The 16,325-nt window shown below is 67.7% G+C and carries 17 protein-coding genes; 7 read left to right on the top strand and 10 right to left on the bottom strand.

Annotated features, from left to right (window positions below; translation table 11 throughout):
• A partial coding sequence (locus B7L05_RS01325) for a lipopolysaccharide biosynthesis protein (protein ID WP_256926555.1) occupies nt 1-1,416 on the top strand: 1,416 nt, incomplete at its 5' end.
• Between the two features lie 6 nt (nt 1,417-1,422).
• On the opposite strand, the gene B7L05_RS01320 is transcribed toward B7L05_RS01325, so the two are convergent.
• Entirely contained in the window at nt 1,423-1,851 is a 429-nt protein-coding gene (locus tag B7L05_RS01320) for a CBS domain-containing protein (RefSeq protein ID WP_085808395.1), read from the bottom strand.
• 113 nt (nt 1,852-1,964) lie between these two features.
• On the opposite strand from B7L05_RS01320, the gene B7L05_RS01315 reads away from it, so the two are divergent.
• Nucleotides 1,965-2,234 carry a hypothetical protein gene (locus tag B7L05_RS01315; RefSeq protein WP_307718242.1) on the top strand — a complete coding sequence of 90 codons (270 nt, stop codon included), beginning with the start codon at nt 1,965-1,967 and terminating at the stop codon, nt 2,232-2,234.
• A gap of 73 nt (nt 2,235-2,307) precedes the next feature.
• Here B7L05_RS01315 and B7L05_RS01310 read toward each other — a convergent pair whose 3' ends face one another.
• The 4 genes from B7L05_RS01310 to hisS form a co-directional block, all read right to left on the bottom strand.
• Nucleotides 2,308-3,333: a DUF4167 domain-containing protein gene (locus B7L05_RS01310; protein WP_085808393.1), complete on the bottom strand. Its 1,026-nt coding sequence runs from the start codon at nt 3,331-3,333 to the stop codon at nt 2,308-2,310.
• A 260-nt stretch (nt 3,334-3,593) separates the two neighbouring features.
• Nucleotides 3,594-4,418, bottom strand: coding sequence for a peptide chain release factor N(5)-glutamine methyltransferase (prmC, locus tag B7L05_RS01305; protein ID WP_085808392.1), 825 nt, complete (start codon nt 4,416-4,418; stop codon nt 3,594-3,596).
• Nucleotides 4,411-5,484 carry a peptide chain release factor 1 gene (gene prfA, locus B7L05_RS01300; RefSeq protein ID WP_085808391.1) on the bottom strand — a complete coding sequence of 358 codons (1,074 nt, stop codon included), beginning with the start codon at nt 5,482-5,484 and terminating at the stop codon, nt 4,411-4,413. The genes prmC and prfA overlap by 8 nt, the downstream gene beginning before the upstream one ends.
• A complete protein-coding gene (hisS, locus tag B7L05_RS01295; RefSeq protein WP_256926554.1) occupies nt 5,481-6,869 on the bottom strand; it encodes a histidine--tRNA ligase in 1,389 nt (462 codons plus the stop codon). Before hisS ends, prfA begins: the two co-directional genes overlap by 4 nt.
• Before the next feature lie 47 nt (nt 6,870-6,916).
• Here hisS and B7L05_RS01290 point away from each other — a divergent pair, with 47 nt between their 5' ends.
• Genes B7L05_RS01290 through ppa form a run of 3 tightly spaced genes read left to right on the top strand, consistent with a single transcriptional unit; the run spans nt 6,917 to nt 10,153 of the window.
• Nucleotides 6,917-7,567 carry a DUF1345 domain-containing protein gene (locus B7L05_RS01290; protein ID WP_085808390.1) on the top strand — a complete coding sequence of 217 codons (651 nt, stop codon included), beginning with the start codon at nt 6,917-6,919 and terminating at the stop codon, nt 7,565-7,567.
• Between the two features lie 46 nt (nt 7,568-7,613).
• On the top strand, nt 7,614-9,530 hold the full coding sequence (locus tag B7L05_RS01285) for a M61 family metallopeptidase (RefSeq protein ID WP_085808389.1): 1,917 nt from the start codon (nt 7,614-7,616) through the stop codon (nt 9,528-9,530).
• 44 nt (nt 9,531-9,574) lie between these two features.
• Nucleotides 9,575-10,153, top strand: a complete 579-nt coding sequence (ppa, locus tag B7L05_RS01280) for an inorganic diphosphatase (RefSeq protein ID WP_085808388.1) — start codon at nt 9,575-9,577, stop codon at nt 10,151-10,153.
• A 298-nt stretch (nt 10,154-10,451) separates the two neighbouring features.
• Here ppa and B7L05_RS01275 read toward each other — a convergent pair whose 3' ends face one another.
• The 3 genes from B7L05_RS01275 to B7L05_RS01265 form a co-directional block, all read right to left on the bottom strand.
• Nucleotides 10,452-10,769, bottom strand: a complete 318-nt coding sequence (locus tag B7L05_RS01275; RefSeq protein ID WP_085808387.1) for a multidrug efflux SMR transporter — start codon at nt 10,767-10,769, stop codon at nt 10,452-10,454.
• Nucleotides 10,770-10,863: 94 nt separating this feature from the next.
• Entirely contained in the window at nt 10,864-11,346 is a 483-nt protein-coding gene (locus tag B7L05_RS01270) for a GNAT family N-acetyltransferase (protein WP_085808386.1), read from the bottom strand.
• A complete protein-coding gene (locus B7L05_RS01265; protein ID WP_085808385.1) occupies nt 11,343-12,254 on the bottom strand; it encodes a DMT family transporter in 912 nt (303 codons plus the stop codon). The genes B7L05_RS01270 and B7L05_RS01265 overlap by 4 nt, the downstream gene beginning before the upstream one ends.
• Nucleotides 12,255-12,495: 241 nt before the next feature.
• Between B7L05_RS01265 and B7L05_RS01260 the strand changes: the two genes are divergently transcribed.
• A complete protein-coding gene (locus tag B7L05_RS01260) occupies nt 12,496-13,020 on the top strand; it encodes a MucR family transcriptional regulator (RefSeq protein ID WP_085808384.1) in 525 nt (174 codons plus the stop codon).
• Between the two features lie 20 nt (nt 13,021-13,040).
• Complete coding sequence (locus B7L05_RS01255) at nt 13,041-13,868, top strand: oxygenase MpaB family protein (RefSeq protein WP_144037063.1); 828 nt, start codon at nt 13,041-13,043, stop codon at nt 13,866-13,868.
• A 4-nt stretch (nt 13,869-13,872) separates the two neighbouring features.
• Here the strand turns inward: B7L05_RS01255 and B7L05_RS01250 are convergent, their stop codons facing one another.
• Nucleotides 13,873-14,868, bottom strand: a complete 996-nt coding sequence (locus B7L05_RS01250) for an aldo/keto reductase (RefSeq protein ID WP_085808383.1) — start codon at nt 14,866-14,868, stop codon at nt 13,873-13,875.
• Nucleotides 14,865-16,130: a dicarboxylate/amino acid:cation symporter gene (locus tag B7L05_RS01245; RefSeq protein WP_085808382.1), complete on the bottom strand. Its 1,266-nt coding sequence runs from the start codon at nt 16,128-16,130 to the stop codon at nt 14,865-14,867. The genes B7L05_RS01250 and B7L05_RS01245 overlap by 4 nt, the downstream gene beginning before the upstream one ends.
• Nucleotides 16,131-16,325: the final 195 nt, after the last annotated feature.

Here is a 16,325-nt window from a genome sequence, read left to right as displayed (position 1 = left end):
CAAGTGCGCAACGCCGTCATCTGGCGATCAGGAAGCCAAATCACCGCACAAATGGTCCAGTGGGCCGCCACCTTCATCGTGATCCGCATCCTCTCGCCGAGCGACTACGGCCTGTTCGCCATGAGCGGCGTCGTGATGGCGTTTCTCAACATGCTCAACGGCTACGGGCTGGCGAGCGGCCTCGTGCAGCAGCAGCAGGTGAGCGAGCGGCAGGTTCGGCAGCTGTTCGGGATGCTGATCGTCGTCAATCTCGCCCTCGCCCTCGCGCAGCTCGCGATCGCGCCGCTCGCCGCAGCCTATTATCGCCAGCCAACGGTCGCCCACCTGCTGCGGGTGCAGGCACTGATCTATTTCGGCACGCCGTTCATCGCGCTGTCGCAAGCGCTGCTCAGCCGGCAGATGGATTTCCGGCTGCAGGCGCGCGTCAACATCCTCGCCTCGCTTGCCGGCGCATCCACCGCGCTCACCGGCGCCTTCGCCGGCTGGGGCGTGTGGACGCTTGTCATCGCGCCGATCGCGCTGTTCGCGACGCGCGCGATCGGCATGACGATCGCGGCCCGGTCGCTGATGTGGCCGTCGTTCGATTTCCGCGGCGCGGGCGCGCTGGCGCGGTTCGGCGGTATGATGGCGGCGGGGCAATTGTTCTGGTTCCTGCAGAGCCAGATCGACGTGTTCGTCGCCGGGCGCTACTTTACCGTTCACGAGCTCGGCATCTACACGACCAGCCTGTTCCTTGCGCAGATCTTCGTGTCCAAGTTCGTGCCCCCGCTCAACGAAGTCGCCTTTTCCGCCTACGCGCGGATCCAGCACGATCGCGCCGCGACCGCGGCAGCCTTTGTCACCGGCGTGCGCATCGTCATGCTCGCCGCGCTGCCCTTCTACCTCGGGCTGGCCGCGACCGCCGAGCCGCTGGTGCTGACGATGCTGGGGGAGAAGTGGGCCGCAGCGATACCGATCGTCCGGCTGCTCGCGCTCGCCATGCCGTTCATGACGCTGCAGGTGCTTTTCTCGCCGGCGTGCGACGCGCTCGGTCGCCCCGGCATCGGGGTGCGCAACGGCGCGACCGGTGCGCTGGTGCTCGGCCTTGCGTTTCTCGTCGGCGTGCATTGGGGCGCAAGCGGCATCGCGTCGGCGTGGATCGCGGGCTATCCGATCTATCTCGCGATCAGCTGCTGGCGATCGCTGCCCGTCATCGGGGCGCGGCTCGCCGACGTCGCGGCCGCCACCGTCCCGGCGCTGCTCGCCGCGATCGCAATGGCCGCCGTCGTCACGCTCGTCGACCGCGCGATCGTGCTGCCGCCCGCGCCGCGCCTCGCGCTGCTGGGGTCGATCGGCGCTGTCACCTACGCCGCCTGGCTCGTTACCTTCGCGCGCCCGACCGTGCGCCACACGCTCGCGCTGATCCGCAACCGCTGATCGGCGTCACGCCTGCTGGATATAGTCGCGCATCGCTGCAGCGTCGGCCTCGATCCGGTCGATGCGATGCTTGACGAGATCGCCGATCGAGACGACCCCGACCATCCGCCCACCGTCCACCACGGGCAAATGCCGGATCCGCCGCCGCGTCATCAGCGATAGCGCGCCGATCACCGAATCGTCGGGCGACACGGTCAGCGCCGGCGCGGTCATGACGTCGCGTACCGCCCGGTCGAGCACCGCCGTGTCGCCGTCCTTCAGACAGTAGATCACGTCGCGTTCGGAGAAGACGCCGCTAACGGCGTCCCCCTCGATCACCGGCACCGCGCCGATCCGCCGCGACGCGAGCAGCGCAATCGCGCCGCGAACGGTCTCGTCGGGCGATACCGATACGATGTCGTGCCCCTTGGTGCGAAGGATCGCCGCGATGGTCATGGCCTCACTCCTCTCGTTCCGCCCCCCGGATCGTCGTGCGATCGCTTAGGCGCCACACGGCCCGGGCAGTCGCGCGACTGGAAGTGTGCGCGCTTTGCCGCCAGATGGGAAGCATGAGCCGGCTCGACGATCCCGAATATGCGCGCTTCGCCTGGCGGCGCTTCCGTCGCCTGCTCGGCTGGTCCGGCGCGATCGGCCTCGTCGCCTCGCTGCTCGCGGTGTGGCTGGTCGGGGAGGCCTATGGCGCGCTCGGCTGGGTCGCGACGCTGGCGATGATCGGCGGGGTGACGGGATCGGTGCTGATGGCCGGCGCGCTGATGGGGCTGACATTTCTGTCGTCCGGCACCGGGCATGACGAGGCGATCGATCCCCGCGATCTGTGATCGTGACACGGATACGAGAAGGGCCGGCTTCTCGCGGAACCGACCCCTCTTCAACCATTCACCTGCCTGGCGCTCAGCTAACCGTGCTGGTCTCTGGGCTCGTTTCCGGCGCGCTGGCCGGCGTACGGCGCCGCCGCGGCTTGGGAGCAGCCGGCGTATCCGCCGCATCGCCCGCTGCCGCCGGCTCGGACGTACCAATCGACGGCGGCAGGACACTGGTGTCGAGCCCAAGCTGCTGTTCGGGCGCCACAATCTTGCGCGGGCGGCCGCGCCGCTTGGGCGCCGCTTCCTCTGCGACCGCAACATTGCCGCCGTGCACCTGCAATTCGGCCTCCCGGCTCTGTGCCGCACCCTCGATGCCGCCCTCTTCGCCCATCACGCGCTCGTCGCGACGGCCCTCGTCACCACGCGGTGTGGCGAAGCGACGCGCAGGCGGTGCAACCCGCTGCTCGCCATCGTCGCCATCGCCGTAGCGCGCCTGCCGCTCCCGACCGGCATCGGCCTGGCGATTGTCGTCGCGCTGGCGATTGCCATCGGCCGGGCGCTGACGATCGAACTGCCGCCCGCCGTCCGGGCGCCCGCTATCTTGCCGGCTACCATCGCGCTGCCGCGATCCGTCGTATGTGCGACCGCCGTCGAACTGGCGCGCTTCCGACTGGCGCCCTTCCTGCTGGCGGTTCTCGCCGCGCCCTTCCGCACGATTGCCGTCGCCACGGTTGCCGTCGCGCTCGCCACGCTCGTCGCCGCCACGGCCCTGCTCGTAGGCGCGGATCGGCTCACCCTCGTCGCCATAATCGTCGTCGCCGTCGAAATCGTTCTGCTGGCGGCGCGGCTGCTGATCTTCGTAGCGCCCACGCTGGTCGGCGAGGACGCGAAAATAATGGTCGGCGAACTGCAGATAATATTCGGTGTTAACCCGATCGCCCTGGCGCTGCGCATCCGAGGCCATGTTCTTGTACTTCTCGTACAATTGGCTGGCGTTGCCGCGCGCGCGGCTGTCGATCCGATTGCCGTTGTCACGCTGTCCCTGGCTGCTGCCACCCTGCGGCCGCTGCCCACCACGGCCGCGACGGCGACCGTTCTGACGGTTGTTGATCAAATTACTGTCCTCGTCCTCAAACCAAAACCGGCCATGCTCCCGGGATCGTCGGTGCAACATTCCCCGGCCCAGTAGAGATCATGCGACGGCATGCCTCTGCCAGAGCCTGTCCCGGCCGCCGGACTGCAGCGGCTGATGACGAAGGGAGGGCAACCCGCCCAAAATTCAACCAACAGTGTTGATTTTGCGTGCCCCTGCCGCTGCCATAACGAGCGACGGCTGTTTCTCAAAGAGAAATATTGTGGCGCGGTCGTGTCGTTTCAAGGCGTGATGACTAGGCAACGGTCGCGCCCGGCAAGATCACGGCGGACGGTCACTGTCAGGCCTTCGGCACGAAACAGCGGCGGCGCGGACTGGCCCTGGTCGGCACCAATCTCGACACACGCAACGCCCCCAGGCGCGATCTGCGGCCCCAACGTGACGGCCAGCCGGCGATAATCGTCGAGGCCGTCGGCCCCGGCGAACAACGCGCTCGCGGGCTCGTAGTCGGCCACCTCGTGCGGCAGCGCCGCCGCCGCCGCGACATAGGGCGGATTGCACAGGACGAGATCGAACGCCGCGCCCGTCCCCGTCCAATCGCCCGACGCGATCGTCGCCCGCCCAGGCGCGAGCCGCGCCGCGTTGCGCGCCGCCACTGCGATCGCCATCGCCGAGGCGTCGATGCCCACGCCGCTCGCGTGGGGCCATTGATCGAGCGCAGCGAGCAGCAGCGCGCCCGATCCCGTACCGAGGTCGAGAATCGTGCGCGGGCCGGGCGTGCCCGCGAAATGCTCCACCGCCGCCTCGATCAGCGTTTCGCTGTCCGGCCGCGGAATCAACACGCCAGGCGCGACGTCGAGATCAATCGTCCAGAAGGCGCGCGTGCCGGTGATATAGGCGACCGGCTCGTGCCGCGCGCGCCGCTCGACCAGCGCGGCGAATCCCGGCGGTGGCACGACGTCGCCAAGTGTCAGCAGCAGCCGCTCGCGCGTGATGCCCAGCGCATGCGCGAGCAACAGCTCGGCATCGAGCCGCGCGGTGGGGGAGAAGGCGAAGCGCGCCGCCGCCGCGTTCAGCGCCGCGCGCGCGCCGCCCGCCTCACTCACTCAGGCTCGCCAGCCGCTCCGCCTCGTCCTGCGCGATCAGCGCGCCGATCAGCTCGGCCATGTCGCCCTGCAGGATCTCGGGCAGGCGGTGCAGCGTCAGGTTGATGCGGTGATCGGTGACGCGCCCCTGCGGGAAATTGTACGTCCGGATGCGTTCGGAACGATCGCCGCTGCCGACCATCGACTTGCGCGCGCCGGCCCGCTCGGCGTGCAGCCGCTCGCGCTCCATTTCGTAGAGACGCGTACGCAGCACCTTCAGCGCCTTGGCCTTGTTCTTGTGCTGCGATTTCTCGTCCTGCTGGATCACCGTCAGTCCGGTGGGGATATGGACGATCCGCACCGCGCTGTCGGTGGTGTTGACCGACTGGCCGCCGGGGCCGGAGGAGCGATAGATGTCGATGCGCAGATCCTTGTCGTCGATCTGCACGTCGACGTCCTCGGCCTCGGGCAGCACCGCGACCGTCGCGGCGGAGGTGTGGATGCGCCCGCCGCTCTCCGTCACTGGCACGCGCTGCACGCGGTGGACGCCGCTCTCGAACTTCAGCCTGGCGAACACCCCCTGCCCGGTGACGCTGGCAACGACTTCCTTGTAGCCGCCGGCGTCGCTCTCCGACGCGGAGATCAGCTCGACGCGCCAGCCCTGCCCCTCGGCATAGCGCTGATACATGCGGAACAGGTCGCCCGCGAACAGCGCCGCCTCGTCGCCGCCCGTGCCGGCGCGCAGCTCGAGCATCGCCGAGCGCTCGTCGGCGGCATCACGCGGCAGCAGCGCAAGCGCGAGCCGCCGGTCCGCCGCGTCGAGCGCCGCCTTGTTGTCGTGCAGCTCGTCCGCCGCCATCGCACGCAGCTCGGCGTCGGCATCCTCGGTCATGAAGGCGAGGCTCTCCGCCTCCTGCCGCAACCGCCGCACCTCCGCCGCCGCCGCCGCGACGGGTTCGAGCTCGGCATATTCCTTCGACACCGCGACGAAGCGGTCGCCGGGCAGATCGCCCGTCGCCATCTGCGCCGCGAGCTCGTCACGCCGCGCCTCGATCTGCCGAATACGGTCGAGCGAAATGGCGGTCATGCGCCGGACGACTTGCCCAAGATGAACAACTCGTTAGATGGACTTATCATCCTCTGATCTGACGTTGGGAGCGCGTCAGTAGGAATCTTAACATCAAAGCCAGCAACCCGGAGAGCTTCAACAACATCAAAAATTTTGTATGCCGAGACACCAAAAGCACCCGTCGAGAATCGGATTTTTGCGAAGCTACCGTCTATGCTTTCCGCTTCGTCCACAAGAATCATCGTAGATGACTTTGGTCGAGCTTTTTGAAACAGCTTATTACGAGCACGTCCAACATAAGCTTCTACGCTAAGTAGCGGACGATTATGTTTTCCCTGCGCGTTATGGCGCAGCGCATACGTGATTTCCCATACTGCTCTGTCAGTATTTTGGCCACCTGAAATGACTGCCACATCGTTTACTTGCTCGGCACTTACCCCTGCCTCCTCAAGCAGCATCGCCAGCCGCTCGACCCCGGCCGCCCAGCCCACGCCCGCCGTCGCCGGCCCGCCCAAGCTCTCGACCAGTCCGTCGTAGCGCCCGCCGGCCAGCACCGTGCCCTGCGCGCCGAGCCGGTCGGTGACGAATTCGAACGCAGTGTGGCGATAATAGTCGAGCCCGCGCACCAGCCGTGGGTTGCGTTGCCAGCGCACTCCGGCGGCATCCAGCCCCGCGGTCACCGCGTCGAAGAACCCGCGCGCCTCGGGCGTCAGATACGCGTCGATATCGGGCGCGCTGTCGGCGATCGGACGATCCTTCGGATCCTTCGAATCGAGGATGCGCATCGGATTCTTGTCGAGCCGCTTCAGGCTGTCCTCGGACAATTCCTCGCGGTGCGCCTCGAAATGCGCCACCAGCGCCGCGCGCCACGCATCGCGCGTCTCGGCATCGCCCAGCGTGTTGAGCTGCAGCGTCACGCCGTCGGCGATGCCCAGCTCGCGCAGCAGCTGGTCGGCGAGCGTCAGCAGTTCGACGTCCGCCGCGGGTTCGGGCGCCCCCAGAATCTCGGCATCGATCTGGTGAAACTGGCGATACCGCCCCTTCTGCGGCCGCTCGTAGCGGAACACCGCGCCGCTCGTCGCGAGCTTGAGCGGCGCATATTGCTGCCACCCCTCGGTCAGATACGCGCGCGCGATCCCCGCGGTGAACTCTGGCCGCAGCGTCAGCGAATCCCCGCCGCGATCGGGAAAGGTGTACATCTCCTTCGACACGACGTCGGTCGTCTCGCCGATCGAGCGCGCGAATACCTCGGTCGCCTCGAACATCGGGATCTCAACGCGCTGGAAGCAATAGAGCCGGCGTACGCGATCGAACGTCTCGAGCACGCGCGCGAAGCGGCGCTCCTCGCTGCCGAGGATGTCCTGCGTGCCGCGCACGCGATTGGGGGTCTGGATACGCGCCATCGCGGCCGCATCTAGTCGCGCCCCGCGCCGCGCGCTAGCACCTGCCGATGACGAACGCGCGCGGCCGCTTCCGCCTCGGCAACCGGATCGCGCCGCCGCGCTTCATCCTCTTCGCGCTTGGCGTAGTCCTCACCGCCACGATAGCCGCCGCTGCGGGGCTGCCGGGTGGCCGCGCGTTGATGATCGGCTTCGACGTCGCTAGCCTCGGCTTCCTCGCCTCGCTCGCGCCGCTGCTCGACGATCGCAGCGCTGCGATGCGCCGCCGCGCCGCGCGCAACGATGCCAATCGCACCGGATTGCTCGCGCTGACGGTGCTGGTGACGCTCGTCATCCTCGTCGCGGTCGCCAACGAGGTCGCGCAGCGCGGCTCGCCGCTCGGCACCGCGCTCGTCATCGGCACGCTCGCGCTCGCCTGGCTGTTCTCGAACTCCGCCTACGCGCTGCACTACGCGCACCTCTATTACTCGCCTGGTGATGCGGGCGACGCGGGCGGCCTCGACTTTCCCGGCGCGAAGGGCGACGAGCCCGATTACTGGGACTTCATCTATTTCGCCTTCACGCTCGGCATGACGTTCCAGACCTCGGATGTCGCGATCGTCTCGCGCGCGATGCGCCGCGTCGTGATCGGCCACTGCCTTGCCGCTTTCGTCTTCAACCTCGGCGTGCTCGCTTTCACGATCAATGTCTTGGGCAATTGATGGCCGGCGATTGAGCTTCGCCGCCCGGCACGCTAGCGCATCGGCGATGTATCGTCCCCTCACCGCGGGCCTGTTGCTCGCCTCCGCCGCCGCGCTTTCGGCCCAGGTACCCAGCGGCAATTCGGCGCCCCAGCCGCTGCCCTTTGCGGCCACGATCCCCGATCCCGTCGATCAGCCCTATCCCGGCACGATCCGCCTCGCGATCGACGCGACTGACGTGACGCGCGGGATCTTCCGCATCACCGAGACGATCCCCGTGGCGAAGCCCGGCCCGATGGTGCTGCTGTTTCCCGAATGGCTGCCCGGCAACCATGGCCCGCGCGGCCAGATCGAGAAGCTTGCCGGCCTCGTCGTCACCGCCGGCGGGCGGCGGATCGCGTGGACGCGCGATCCGGTCGACGTCTACGCCTTCCACCTCGACGTGCCCGCCGGCACGCGCGAGATCGAGGCGAGCTTCCAGTTCCTGTCGGCGACGAAGGGCGATCAGGGCCGCATCACGATGACGCCCGAGCTGCTCAGCCTCCAGCCCAATTCGCTCAGCCTCTATCCCGCCGGCTGGTTCACGCGGCAGATCCCGGTCAGCATGACGGTGAAATATCCCGCCGGCTGGACGGCGGCGGGCGCGATCCCCGCCAAGGTCGCGGGCAGCACCTACAGCTACGATCGCGTCAATTACGAGACGCTGGTCGATTCGCCGATCGTCGCCGGCCGCTACGCCAAGACATGGCCGCTAACCCAGCGCGTCTCGCTCGCTGTCTTCGCCGATACGCCCGCCGAGCTCGCCGCCACCCCGGCGCAGATCGATGCGCACAAGCGGCTCGTCGATCAGGCGGTAAAGGTGTTCGGCAGCCAGCATTACGACAAATACACCTTCCTGCTGTCGATCAGCGACAATCTCGGCGGCATCGGGCTCGAGCATCACCGCTCGAGCGAGAACGGCGTCACGCCAGGCTATTTCACCAAGTGGGATGACGGCCCCGGCCGGCGCAATCTGCTGCCGCACGAATATTCGCACAGCTGGAACGGCAAGTTCCGCCGCGGCGCCGATTCGTGGACGCCCGATTTCCGCACGCCGATGCGCAACTCGCTGCTGTGGGTATACGAAGGTCAAACGCAATTCTGGGGCTATGTCCTCCAGGCGCGCTCGGGGATGGTGTCGAAGGCCGATACGCTCGACCAGCTCGCCGCCACCGCGGCGCTCTACGACAGCCAGCCCGCGCGGCAATGGCGCGACCTCCTCGACACGACCAACGATCCGATCATCTCGGCGCGCCGGCCCAAGGGCTGGTCGAGCTGGCAGCGCAGCGAGGATTACTACAGCGAGGGCATGCTCGTCTGGCTCGAGGTCGACTCGCAGCTGCGCGCGCTGTCGGGTGGGCGCAAGTCGATCGACGATTTCGCCCGTGCCTTTTTCGGGGTGCGCGACGGCGACTGGGGCGATCTCACCTACACGTTCGACGATCTCGTCACGACGCTTAACGCGATCCAGCCGTACGATTGGCGCACGCTGCTGACGCAGCGGTTGACCGAAAATGGCAAGGGCGCGCCGCTCTCGGGGCTGGAACGCAACGGCTATCGCCTTGTCTACACCACCGATGCGCCGCCGTCGTTCCGCCACGGCGAGAAGACGCGCAAGGTCGCCGATCTCACCTATTCGGGCGGGTTCGTCGTCGGTTCGGGCAATGAGGTGACGTCGGTCACCTGGGGGTCGCCCGCCTATGACGCGGGGCTGACGGTCGGCACGACGATCGTCTCGGTCGATGGCATGGCCTATTCCGATGATCGCCTGAAAGGTGCGATCGCCGCGGCAAAGGACGGCAAGGCGTCGGTGCAGATGTGGGTCAAGAACGGCGAGCGTTACCGGCAAGTTGCGCTCGACTGGCACGGTGGCCTGCGCTACCCGCGGCTCGAGAAGATCGGCACGGGAGAGGCCGGTCTCGACCGATTGCTTGCGCCGCGCTGACCTGCGGCGCGATGCAACTTATCAAACGGGGATAAAGGACCATCATGCGGATCGACATGATACCGACGGGTGACAACCCGCCGCACAGCCTGAATGTGATCATCGAAGTGCCGACTGGCGGCGAGCCGGTGAAGTATGAATTCGACAAGGCGTCGGGCGCGCTGTTCGTCGATCGCATCCTGCACACGCCGATGCGTTACCCGGCGAACTACGGCTTCGTACCGCACACGCTGTCGCCCGACGGCGATCCGCTCGACGCGCTGGTCGTGTCGCGCTCGCCGTTCATCCCGGGCTGCGTCGTGCGCGCGCGCCCGATCGCGGTGCTCAACCTTGAGGACGAGGCCGGCGGCGACGAGAAGCTCGTCTGCGTGCCGGTCGACCAGACCTTCCCTTATTATTCCAAGGTCGGTGAGAAGGACGATCTGCCCGAGATCGTGTTCGAGCAGATCGAGCATTTCTTCACCCACTATAAGGATCTCGAGAAGAAGAAGTGGGTCCGCATCGGCAAGTGGGGTGGCGCGGAGGAAGCGCGGCAGATCACGGTTGAGGCGATCGAGCGCTACAACGAAGCCAAGAAGCAGGGCGAAGAGCCACACGACCACGACGTGCCCGGCCGCGGCTGAGCCGCGCCAACCCACCGTGCGCCGTCCGCTCCCACCCGGGCGGCGGCGCAAGGTGGAGACTTCAAGCGCAGCCCGGCGGGCGCCGCTGCAAGACCGTGCTGTTCCTAGGGGCACGCGGCGGACATTCATCGTCGCCGAGCAGCCCGCAGCCGCCGGCATCGTGATATAACAAAGAGCGGTGCGCCCTGGTCGACCATCGCAAGGCTCATGCTACGGCTCTGAACGGTCGCACCGCCTTTTGCTGCCGTGTCGACCGAAGCCTCGGCTGCGCCATCGGCCATCCCGATATCGGCCGCGGTCAGTGCGCGGTCAGTTTCAGCCCCGCGATGCACAGCACGACGCCCAGGATCAGCGCGACCCGTAGCGGCGTCGCCGCCTCGCCGTAGAAGGCGATCCCGACCAGCACCGTGCCCAGCGCGCCGATCCCGCCCCACACGGCATAGGCGGTGCCCATTGCGATCGAGCGCGAGGCATATTCGAGCAGCCCCATCGACAGCGTTACCGACGCGAGGAACCCCGCCGTCCAGCCGAGATGCCGAAAGCCGTCGACGTGCCGAAGGCAGGTCGTGAACCCCACCTCGAACAGTCCGCCCACGATCAGCCACGCCCACGCCATCAGCGTGCACGCCCGCGAACTGCGAACCGGCGCTCGACCTGCCGCATCGACAAAACCTCAGCGACGATCGCCGATGTCACGAAGCCCGCCATCCTCAACCGCGCCCCGCCAGCGCGCGCAGCGCCGCGCCGGTGACCCGCTGCGTCGTCCACTCGTCCTGCGGCAACGCGCCCTTCGCGCGATAGAAATCGATCGCGGGCGTGTTCCAGTCGAGCACCGACCATTCGAATCGCGCACAGTCGCGATCGAGCGCCAGCGCCGCGAGCGCCGCGAGCAGCTTGCCGCCTGCCCCCGATCCGCGTGCCTCAGGCGTCACGTACAGGTCCTCCAGCCAGAGCCCGCGCCGCCCAGTCCAGGTCGAATAGGTGTGGAAGAATAGCGCGAAGCCGATCGGCACGCCGTCCCGCTCGGCGACGATCGCCTCGGCCGCAGGGGTGGCGCCGAACAGCGCGGCGTGCAGCATCGGCTCGGTCGTCTCGACCGCATCGGGCTCGCGCTCATAGGCGGCGAGCTCGCGGATGAAGCGCAGGATCGTCGCCACATCGGCGGCGGCGGCGGGTCGGATCGATAGGCTCATGCAACGGGCTCCAGCGTCTGCGCCGCGATATCGCGGCGCCGCGCCGCATAGACGCACGCCGCGACGATCAGCGCCGCGCCGGCCAGCGTATAGGGCGCGACGCGCTCGCCGAACACCAGATAGCCGAGCAATGCGGCATAGACGAACGACGTGTACTCGGTCATCGCCAGATAGCCCGCCTCGCCGTGCGCATAGGCCCAGGACAGCATCATCATCGACACGAAGGCGAGGCACGCTGCCAGCGCCAGCGCAGGCAGTGCGTCGCGCGGCGGGACCGTCGCCAGCCACGGCGCGGCACAGCCCAGCAGGATCAGGATGACGATCGATTGGACGCACGCCGTTTCCGCCGGTCGCGCCGCCAGCGACTGCAGCCGCGTGAGGATGAGATTGCCGGCGTAGAGGATCGCCGACGCGAGCACCGCGAGCGCACCGGCGAGCGCGTCCGGCCCCGGCTCGGCGCGCGACTGGCCGACGAAGATCGTCGCGATCCCCGCGCATGCCGCGCCCGTCGCCAGGATCGCTCGGCGCGTGATCCGCTCCTTCAGCCACCACGCGCCGAGCAGCAGCGCCAGGATCGGCGCGATGTACGACAGCGCGATCGCCTGCGCCATCGGCACGCGCGCCAGCCCCCAGAAGAACAGCAGCGCCATCGCGCAGGTGACGAACCCGCGGGTGATGTGCAGCAGCATCGCGCGGCGCGAGGGCATCCGATAACCGGCGATGCCCCACGCGATGCCGCCGAGCGCGACATTGGCGATCGATCGCCACAGCATCGTGTTGTAGACGCCGATCGCCAGCACCAGCCCCTTCATCACCGCGTCCATGATCGAGAACAGCCCGATACCCGTCGCCGCGATGGCGAACGCGTGGCCCGCCGAAACACGATAAGAGGCGCTGGATTGTTTCATTACGCATGCCGTAGCCCGTTGTTTCGCGATAAGCGAGTTGGCACGCACGGACACGCAACAATGATGTTTAAGTTAACCAACGCTTTGCCGCATCGAGATACGGCGCAGTTTCAACGACTTTGCTGATCTGACAGATCAAAAAATCCGTTTTTCATCTCCTTGATGAACATCAATCAAGTCGAACGGTTGACGATGATGCTAGCGCTGATAAAGAAAAACAAAAATAGAAAAGGATCGTCGCATGACTGAGGACACAATGGACACTAACGCCGTCGAACTCGCCACCGAACTCACCATCGCTTGGCTGTCGAATCCCAACACGCGCGCTTCGGGTGACGAAGTCCCGAGTTTCCTGCAGAAGATGCACGACGCGGTGACGCAGCTGGCAAGCGGCAGCGAACCGGCTAACACCGAAGAACCGACGGGCGATTACGCGCCGGCAGTCTCGGTGCGCAAGTCACTCGCGTCGAAGGATCACATCATCTCGATGATCGACGGCAAGCCTTACAAGACGCTGCGCCGTCACCTTGCCGGCCACGGGCTCAGCCCGGCCGAATATCGTCAGCGCTACGGCCTCAAGGCGGATTATCCGATGGTCGCCGAAACCTATTCGGAAGCGCGCCGCGCGATGGCGAAGAAGATCGGTCTGGGCCGCAAGCCCGGCATGTCGCGCAAGGGCGCGGAAGCCGCCCCGGCGGAGGCAAGCATCACTAAGCGCGGTCGCAAGTCGGCCCCGGCCGTCGCATCGGCGGCCGAGGGAGAATAAGCACGCGGCGGGCAGCGCTGATGCTGCCCGACCTTCGCGCAGAGCTCGGCGGGCGCATCCGTGCGCTCGTCGGTTCTGGTGAGATTGATCTTACGCGGCCGCCCGGCGACGACGGGCTGTTCGGGCCGGCATCGGCGGCGTGGCGCGTCCACGCCGATTTCAGCGCGATGATGATCGGCGGCGTCTCGGCGCTGCTACTCCAGATGCTGCATCCCCGCGCCCTCGCCGGGGTATGGGACCACAGCGATTTCCGGCGCGATCGCCTCGGTCGGCTGCGCCGCACCGCGCAATTCATCAGCGTCACCACCTTCGGCAGCGCCGCCGCTGCCGACCGCCTGATCGGCAAGGTTCGCGCGATCCACGATCACGTGTCGGGCATACTGCCTGATGGCACGCCTTATGACGCGAACGATCCCGCGCTGCTTACGTGGGTCCACGTCGCCGAGGTCGACAGCTTCCTGCGCGCCTATGTCCGCTACGGCGATCCCGGCTTCCCCGCCGCGATGCAAGATCGCTACCTGCGCGAGGTCGCGACGATCGCGCGGCGCCTAGGCGCGATCGTCGTCCCCGAAACGCGGCGCGAGGTAGAGGCCTATTACCGCGCCGTCCGTTCCGAACTGCGCTTCGACGATCGCACCCGCGACGTCGCCGCCGCGCTGCTCGCGCCCGGCCCCGATGCGGTGACGAACGCGGCGCTGTCGCTCGTCGCACCGGCGGGAATCGATTTGCTTCCGCCCTGGGCCGCGGCGCTCCACTGCCGTACGCCTTCGGCGTTCGGCCGGCCGGCGATCCGGCTCGGCGCGCGCGGCATGAGCAGCGTTCTTCGCTGGGCGCTGAAGCGCGCCTGACGCGTCAGAGGCGGACCATCTTCATCATCGCGCCCTGATAGCGCGGGCCCGCCGTGCCGCCGCGCGGCGCCGCCCGGTCCAGCGCTTCGAGATCGGCCTCGGTCAGCGTCACCTCGGGCGCCTTGGCCGAATCCTCGGTAGTCGCGCGGCGTTTCGATCCCGGGATCGGCACGATGCGCGCATCCTGCGCGAGCAGCCAGGCGAGCGCGACCTGCGCCGCGCTGACACCGTGCGCGTCGGCGATCCGCTTCACCACCTCAACCGCTGCCATGTTGGCATCGAAATTCCCTTCGGCGTAGCGCGGGTCGTTGAGGCGATAGTCGCCCTCCGCCAGCTGGTCGCGCGAGGTGATCGACCCGGTCAGGAAGCCGCGGCCGAGTGGGCTGTAGGGGACGAAGCCGATACCGAGTTCGCGGCACGCGGGCAGAATCTCCTCCTCCACGTCGCGCTCCCACAGCGAATATTCGCTCTGTAGCGCCGCGATCGGCGCCACCGCGGCGGCGCGGCGGATCGTCCCCGCCCCCGCCTCGGACAGGCCGATATGCTTGATCTTCCCTTCGGCTTTCAGCTCGGCGAGCGTCCCCACGACGTCCTCGATCGGCACGTTGGGATCGACGCGGTGCTGATAATAGAGGTCGATCGTGTCGATCCCGAGCCGCTGGAGCGATCCCTCGCACGCGCGGCGGATGTTTGCCGGCTGAGAATTGATCCCGAAGCTGCCATCGGGTCCGATGAAGCCGAACTTAGTGGCGATCACCACCCCGTCGCGCCTGCCCTTGATCGCGCGGCCGAGCAGCTCTTCGTTGAACAGCGGGCCATAGATCTCGGCGGTATCGAAGAAGGTGACGCCAAGATCGATTGCACGGTGGATCGTCGCGATACTCTCCGCGTCGTCGGCGGTGCCGTAGTTGATACGGCCGCCCTCCTTGCTCGCCATCGGCATGCAGCCGATGCCGATCGCCGACACCACCAGCCCGTCGCCCAGTTCGCGGTATTTCATGCCATGTCCTCCAGCATCACGTCGGCCTCGTCACGCCGGCCAGTCTCGCCGCGCGCCAGCGTCATGGTGGTGGCGAGGTCCCACATCACGTTGCCCAGCGTACGCACGATGTCGGGCAATGTTTCCACCGCCACCAGCAGCCCGAGCGGCGCGGCTGGTGCGCCGATCGCCGCACACACCGGCGCGATCGAGCTGACGTAGCTCACCGTTCCGGGCAGGCTCACCGCGCCGAGCGAGGTCAGCATCGCCACCACCGTGCCGACGGCGAGCGTGCCCGGCGACAGCGGCACGCCAAACCAGTGCGCGACGTAGATCGCCACCGCGAAGTTCATCGCCGGGCCCGTCGCGCGCAGCAGCGCGACCGCGAGCGGCAGCGTCACGCCGGCGGTCGCCACCGGCGCGCCGAGCGTCCGCGCGCCCGCCAGCATCGCCGGCAGCGAGGCGAGTGAGGACTGGGTCGACACCGCAACCGCCTGGCTCGGCAGCGCCGCACGTGAGAAGGCGGCGAGCGAGACGCGGCCGCCGAGCATCGCCATCGGATAGGCGAGCAGCGTCACCACCACGCCGACGGCCGCGACCGTCAGGATATAATGGACCAGCGCGTGGAACGCCCCGCCACCTGCGCGCGCGCCAACCACCAGCGCCAGCGCGAAGACGCCGACGGGTCCAACCCAAAGCACCCAGCCGATCACCACCAGCATCGTGTCGCGCACCGCGGTGAAGAAGCGGATTAGCAGGTTGCGAAGCTCGGCCTCGATCCGCATCAGGGCGAAAGCAAAGATCAGCGCGAAGATGATCATCGACAGGAAAGCGCTCTCTGCGGTCGCCTTGACGATGTTGCTCGGCACGATCGCGGCCAAGAACTCGCCCAGCGGCGGGATCGCCGGATTGGGACCGACACCGGTCAGCGCATTGCGCAGCGCCGCGGCGGACTCGCCGGGCAGTGGGGCAAGCTCGAGGAACAGCGGCGTCAGCAGCGCGGCAAGAACTGCCGAGGAAGCCATGACGACGAGGTAGAGCCCGACCGAGCGCCCCGCGAGCCGCCCCGCCTGCGCCGCCTCGGCGGTCGCGGCGACCCCGGTCACCAGCAGCGAGAAGACGAGCGGCACGATCGTCATCTGCAGGGCGTTGAGCCACGCCTGGCCGATCGGCTGCGCGACGCCGGTAACGGGATTGACGGCCGCAGGGGCAAACCCGCCCAGCATCACGCCGGCGACGAGACCCGCGACCAGCGCGAAGAGAATACGGGTGGATTGCGACATGACGGCTTTCGATCGTGGCGTGGCGGCGGGCTTGTTCCGGCGTCCACCGTTCGGCAAGAGCTTATCGCACAAGGTTCTGCGGCACGGTGGATGCCGCGGCAAGGGGGAAGCGCCGAACGATCGCGCGGCGCGTTCCTCGCGAAGCCGCAGCGGATGGGTTCGCCCACGCCGGCGCGGCACGACGTGGAGGTTCGA

It is taken from the genome of Sphingomonas sp. TZW2008 (assembly GCF_002117915.1).
GTDB lineage: Bacteria > Pseudomonadota > Alphaproteobacteria > Sphingomonadales > Sphingomonadaceae > Sphingomonas.
The sequence above is the reverse complement of the archived record's forward strand: the minus strand, read 5'-3'. Positions and strand labels throughout refer to the sequence as shown.

Bases quoted from the DNA above. Each gene is read 5' to 3' on its own strand.
- B7L05_RS01320 (WP_085808395.1), bottom strand. From the start codon at position 1,851: ATGACCATCGCGGCGATCCTTCGCACCAAGGGGCACGACATCGTATCG.
- B7L05_RS01315 (WP_307718242.1), top strand. From the start codon at position 1,965: ATGAGCCGGCTCGACGATCCCGAATATGCGCGCTTCGCCTGGCGGCGC.
- prfA (WP_085808391.1), bottom strand. From the start codon at position 5,484: ATGACCGCCATTTCGCTCGACCGTATTCGGCAGATCGAGGCGCGGCGT.
- hisS (WP_256926554.1), bottom strand. From the start codon at position 6,869: ATGGCGCGTATCCAGACCCCCAATCGCGTGCGCGGCACGCAGGACATC.
- B7L05_RS01290 (WP_085808390.1), top strand. From the start codon at position 6,917: ATGACGAACGCGCGCGGCCGCTTCCGCCTCGGCAACCGGATCGCGCCG.
- B7L05_RS01285 (WP_085808389.1), top strand. From the start codon at position 7,614: ATGTATCGTCCCCTCACCGCGGGCCTGTTGCTCGCCTCCGCCGCCGCG.
- ppa (WP_085808388.1), top strand. From the start codon at position 9,575: ATGCGGATCGACATGATACCGACGGGTGACAACCCGCCGCACAGCCTG.
- B7L05_RS01275 (WP_085808387.1), bottom strand. From the start codon at position 10,769: ATGGCGTGGGCGTGGCTGATCGTGGGCGGACTGTTCGAGGTGGGGTTC.
- B7L05_RS01270 (WP_085808386.1), bottom strand. From the start codon at position 11,346: ATGAGCCTATCGATCCGACCCGCCGCCGCCGCCGATGTGGCGACGATC.
- B7L05_RS01265 (WP_085808385.1), bottom strand. From the start codon at position 12,254: ATGAAACAATCCAGCGCCTCTTATCGTGTTTCGGCGGGCCACGCGTTC.
- B7L05_RS01260 (WP_085808384.1), top strand. From the start codon at position 12,496: ATGACTGAGGACACAATGGACACTAACGCCGTCGAACTCGCCACCGAA.
- B7L05_RS01255 (WP_144037063.1), top strand. From the start codon at position 13,041: ATGCTGCCCGACCTTCGCGCAGAGCTCGGCGGGCGCATCCGTGCGCTC.
- B7L05_RS01250 (WP_085808383.1), bottom strand. From the start codon at position 14,868: ATGAAATACCGCGAACTGGGCGACGGGCTGGTGGTGTCGGCGATCGGC.
- B7L05_RS01245 (WP_085808382.1), bottom strand. From the start codon at position 16,130: ATGTCGCAATCCACCCGTATTCTCTTCGCGCTGGTCGCGGGTCTCGTC.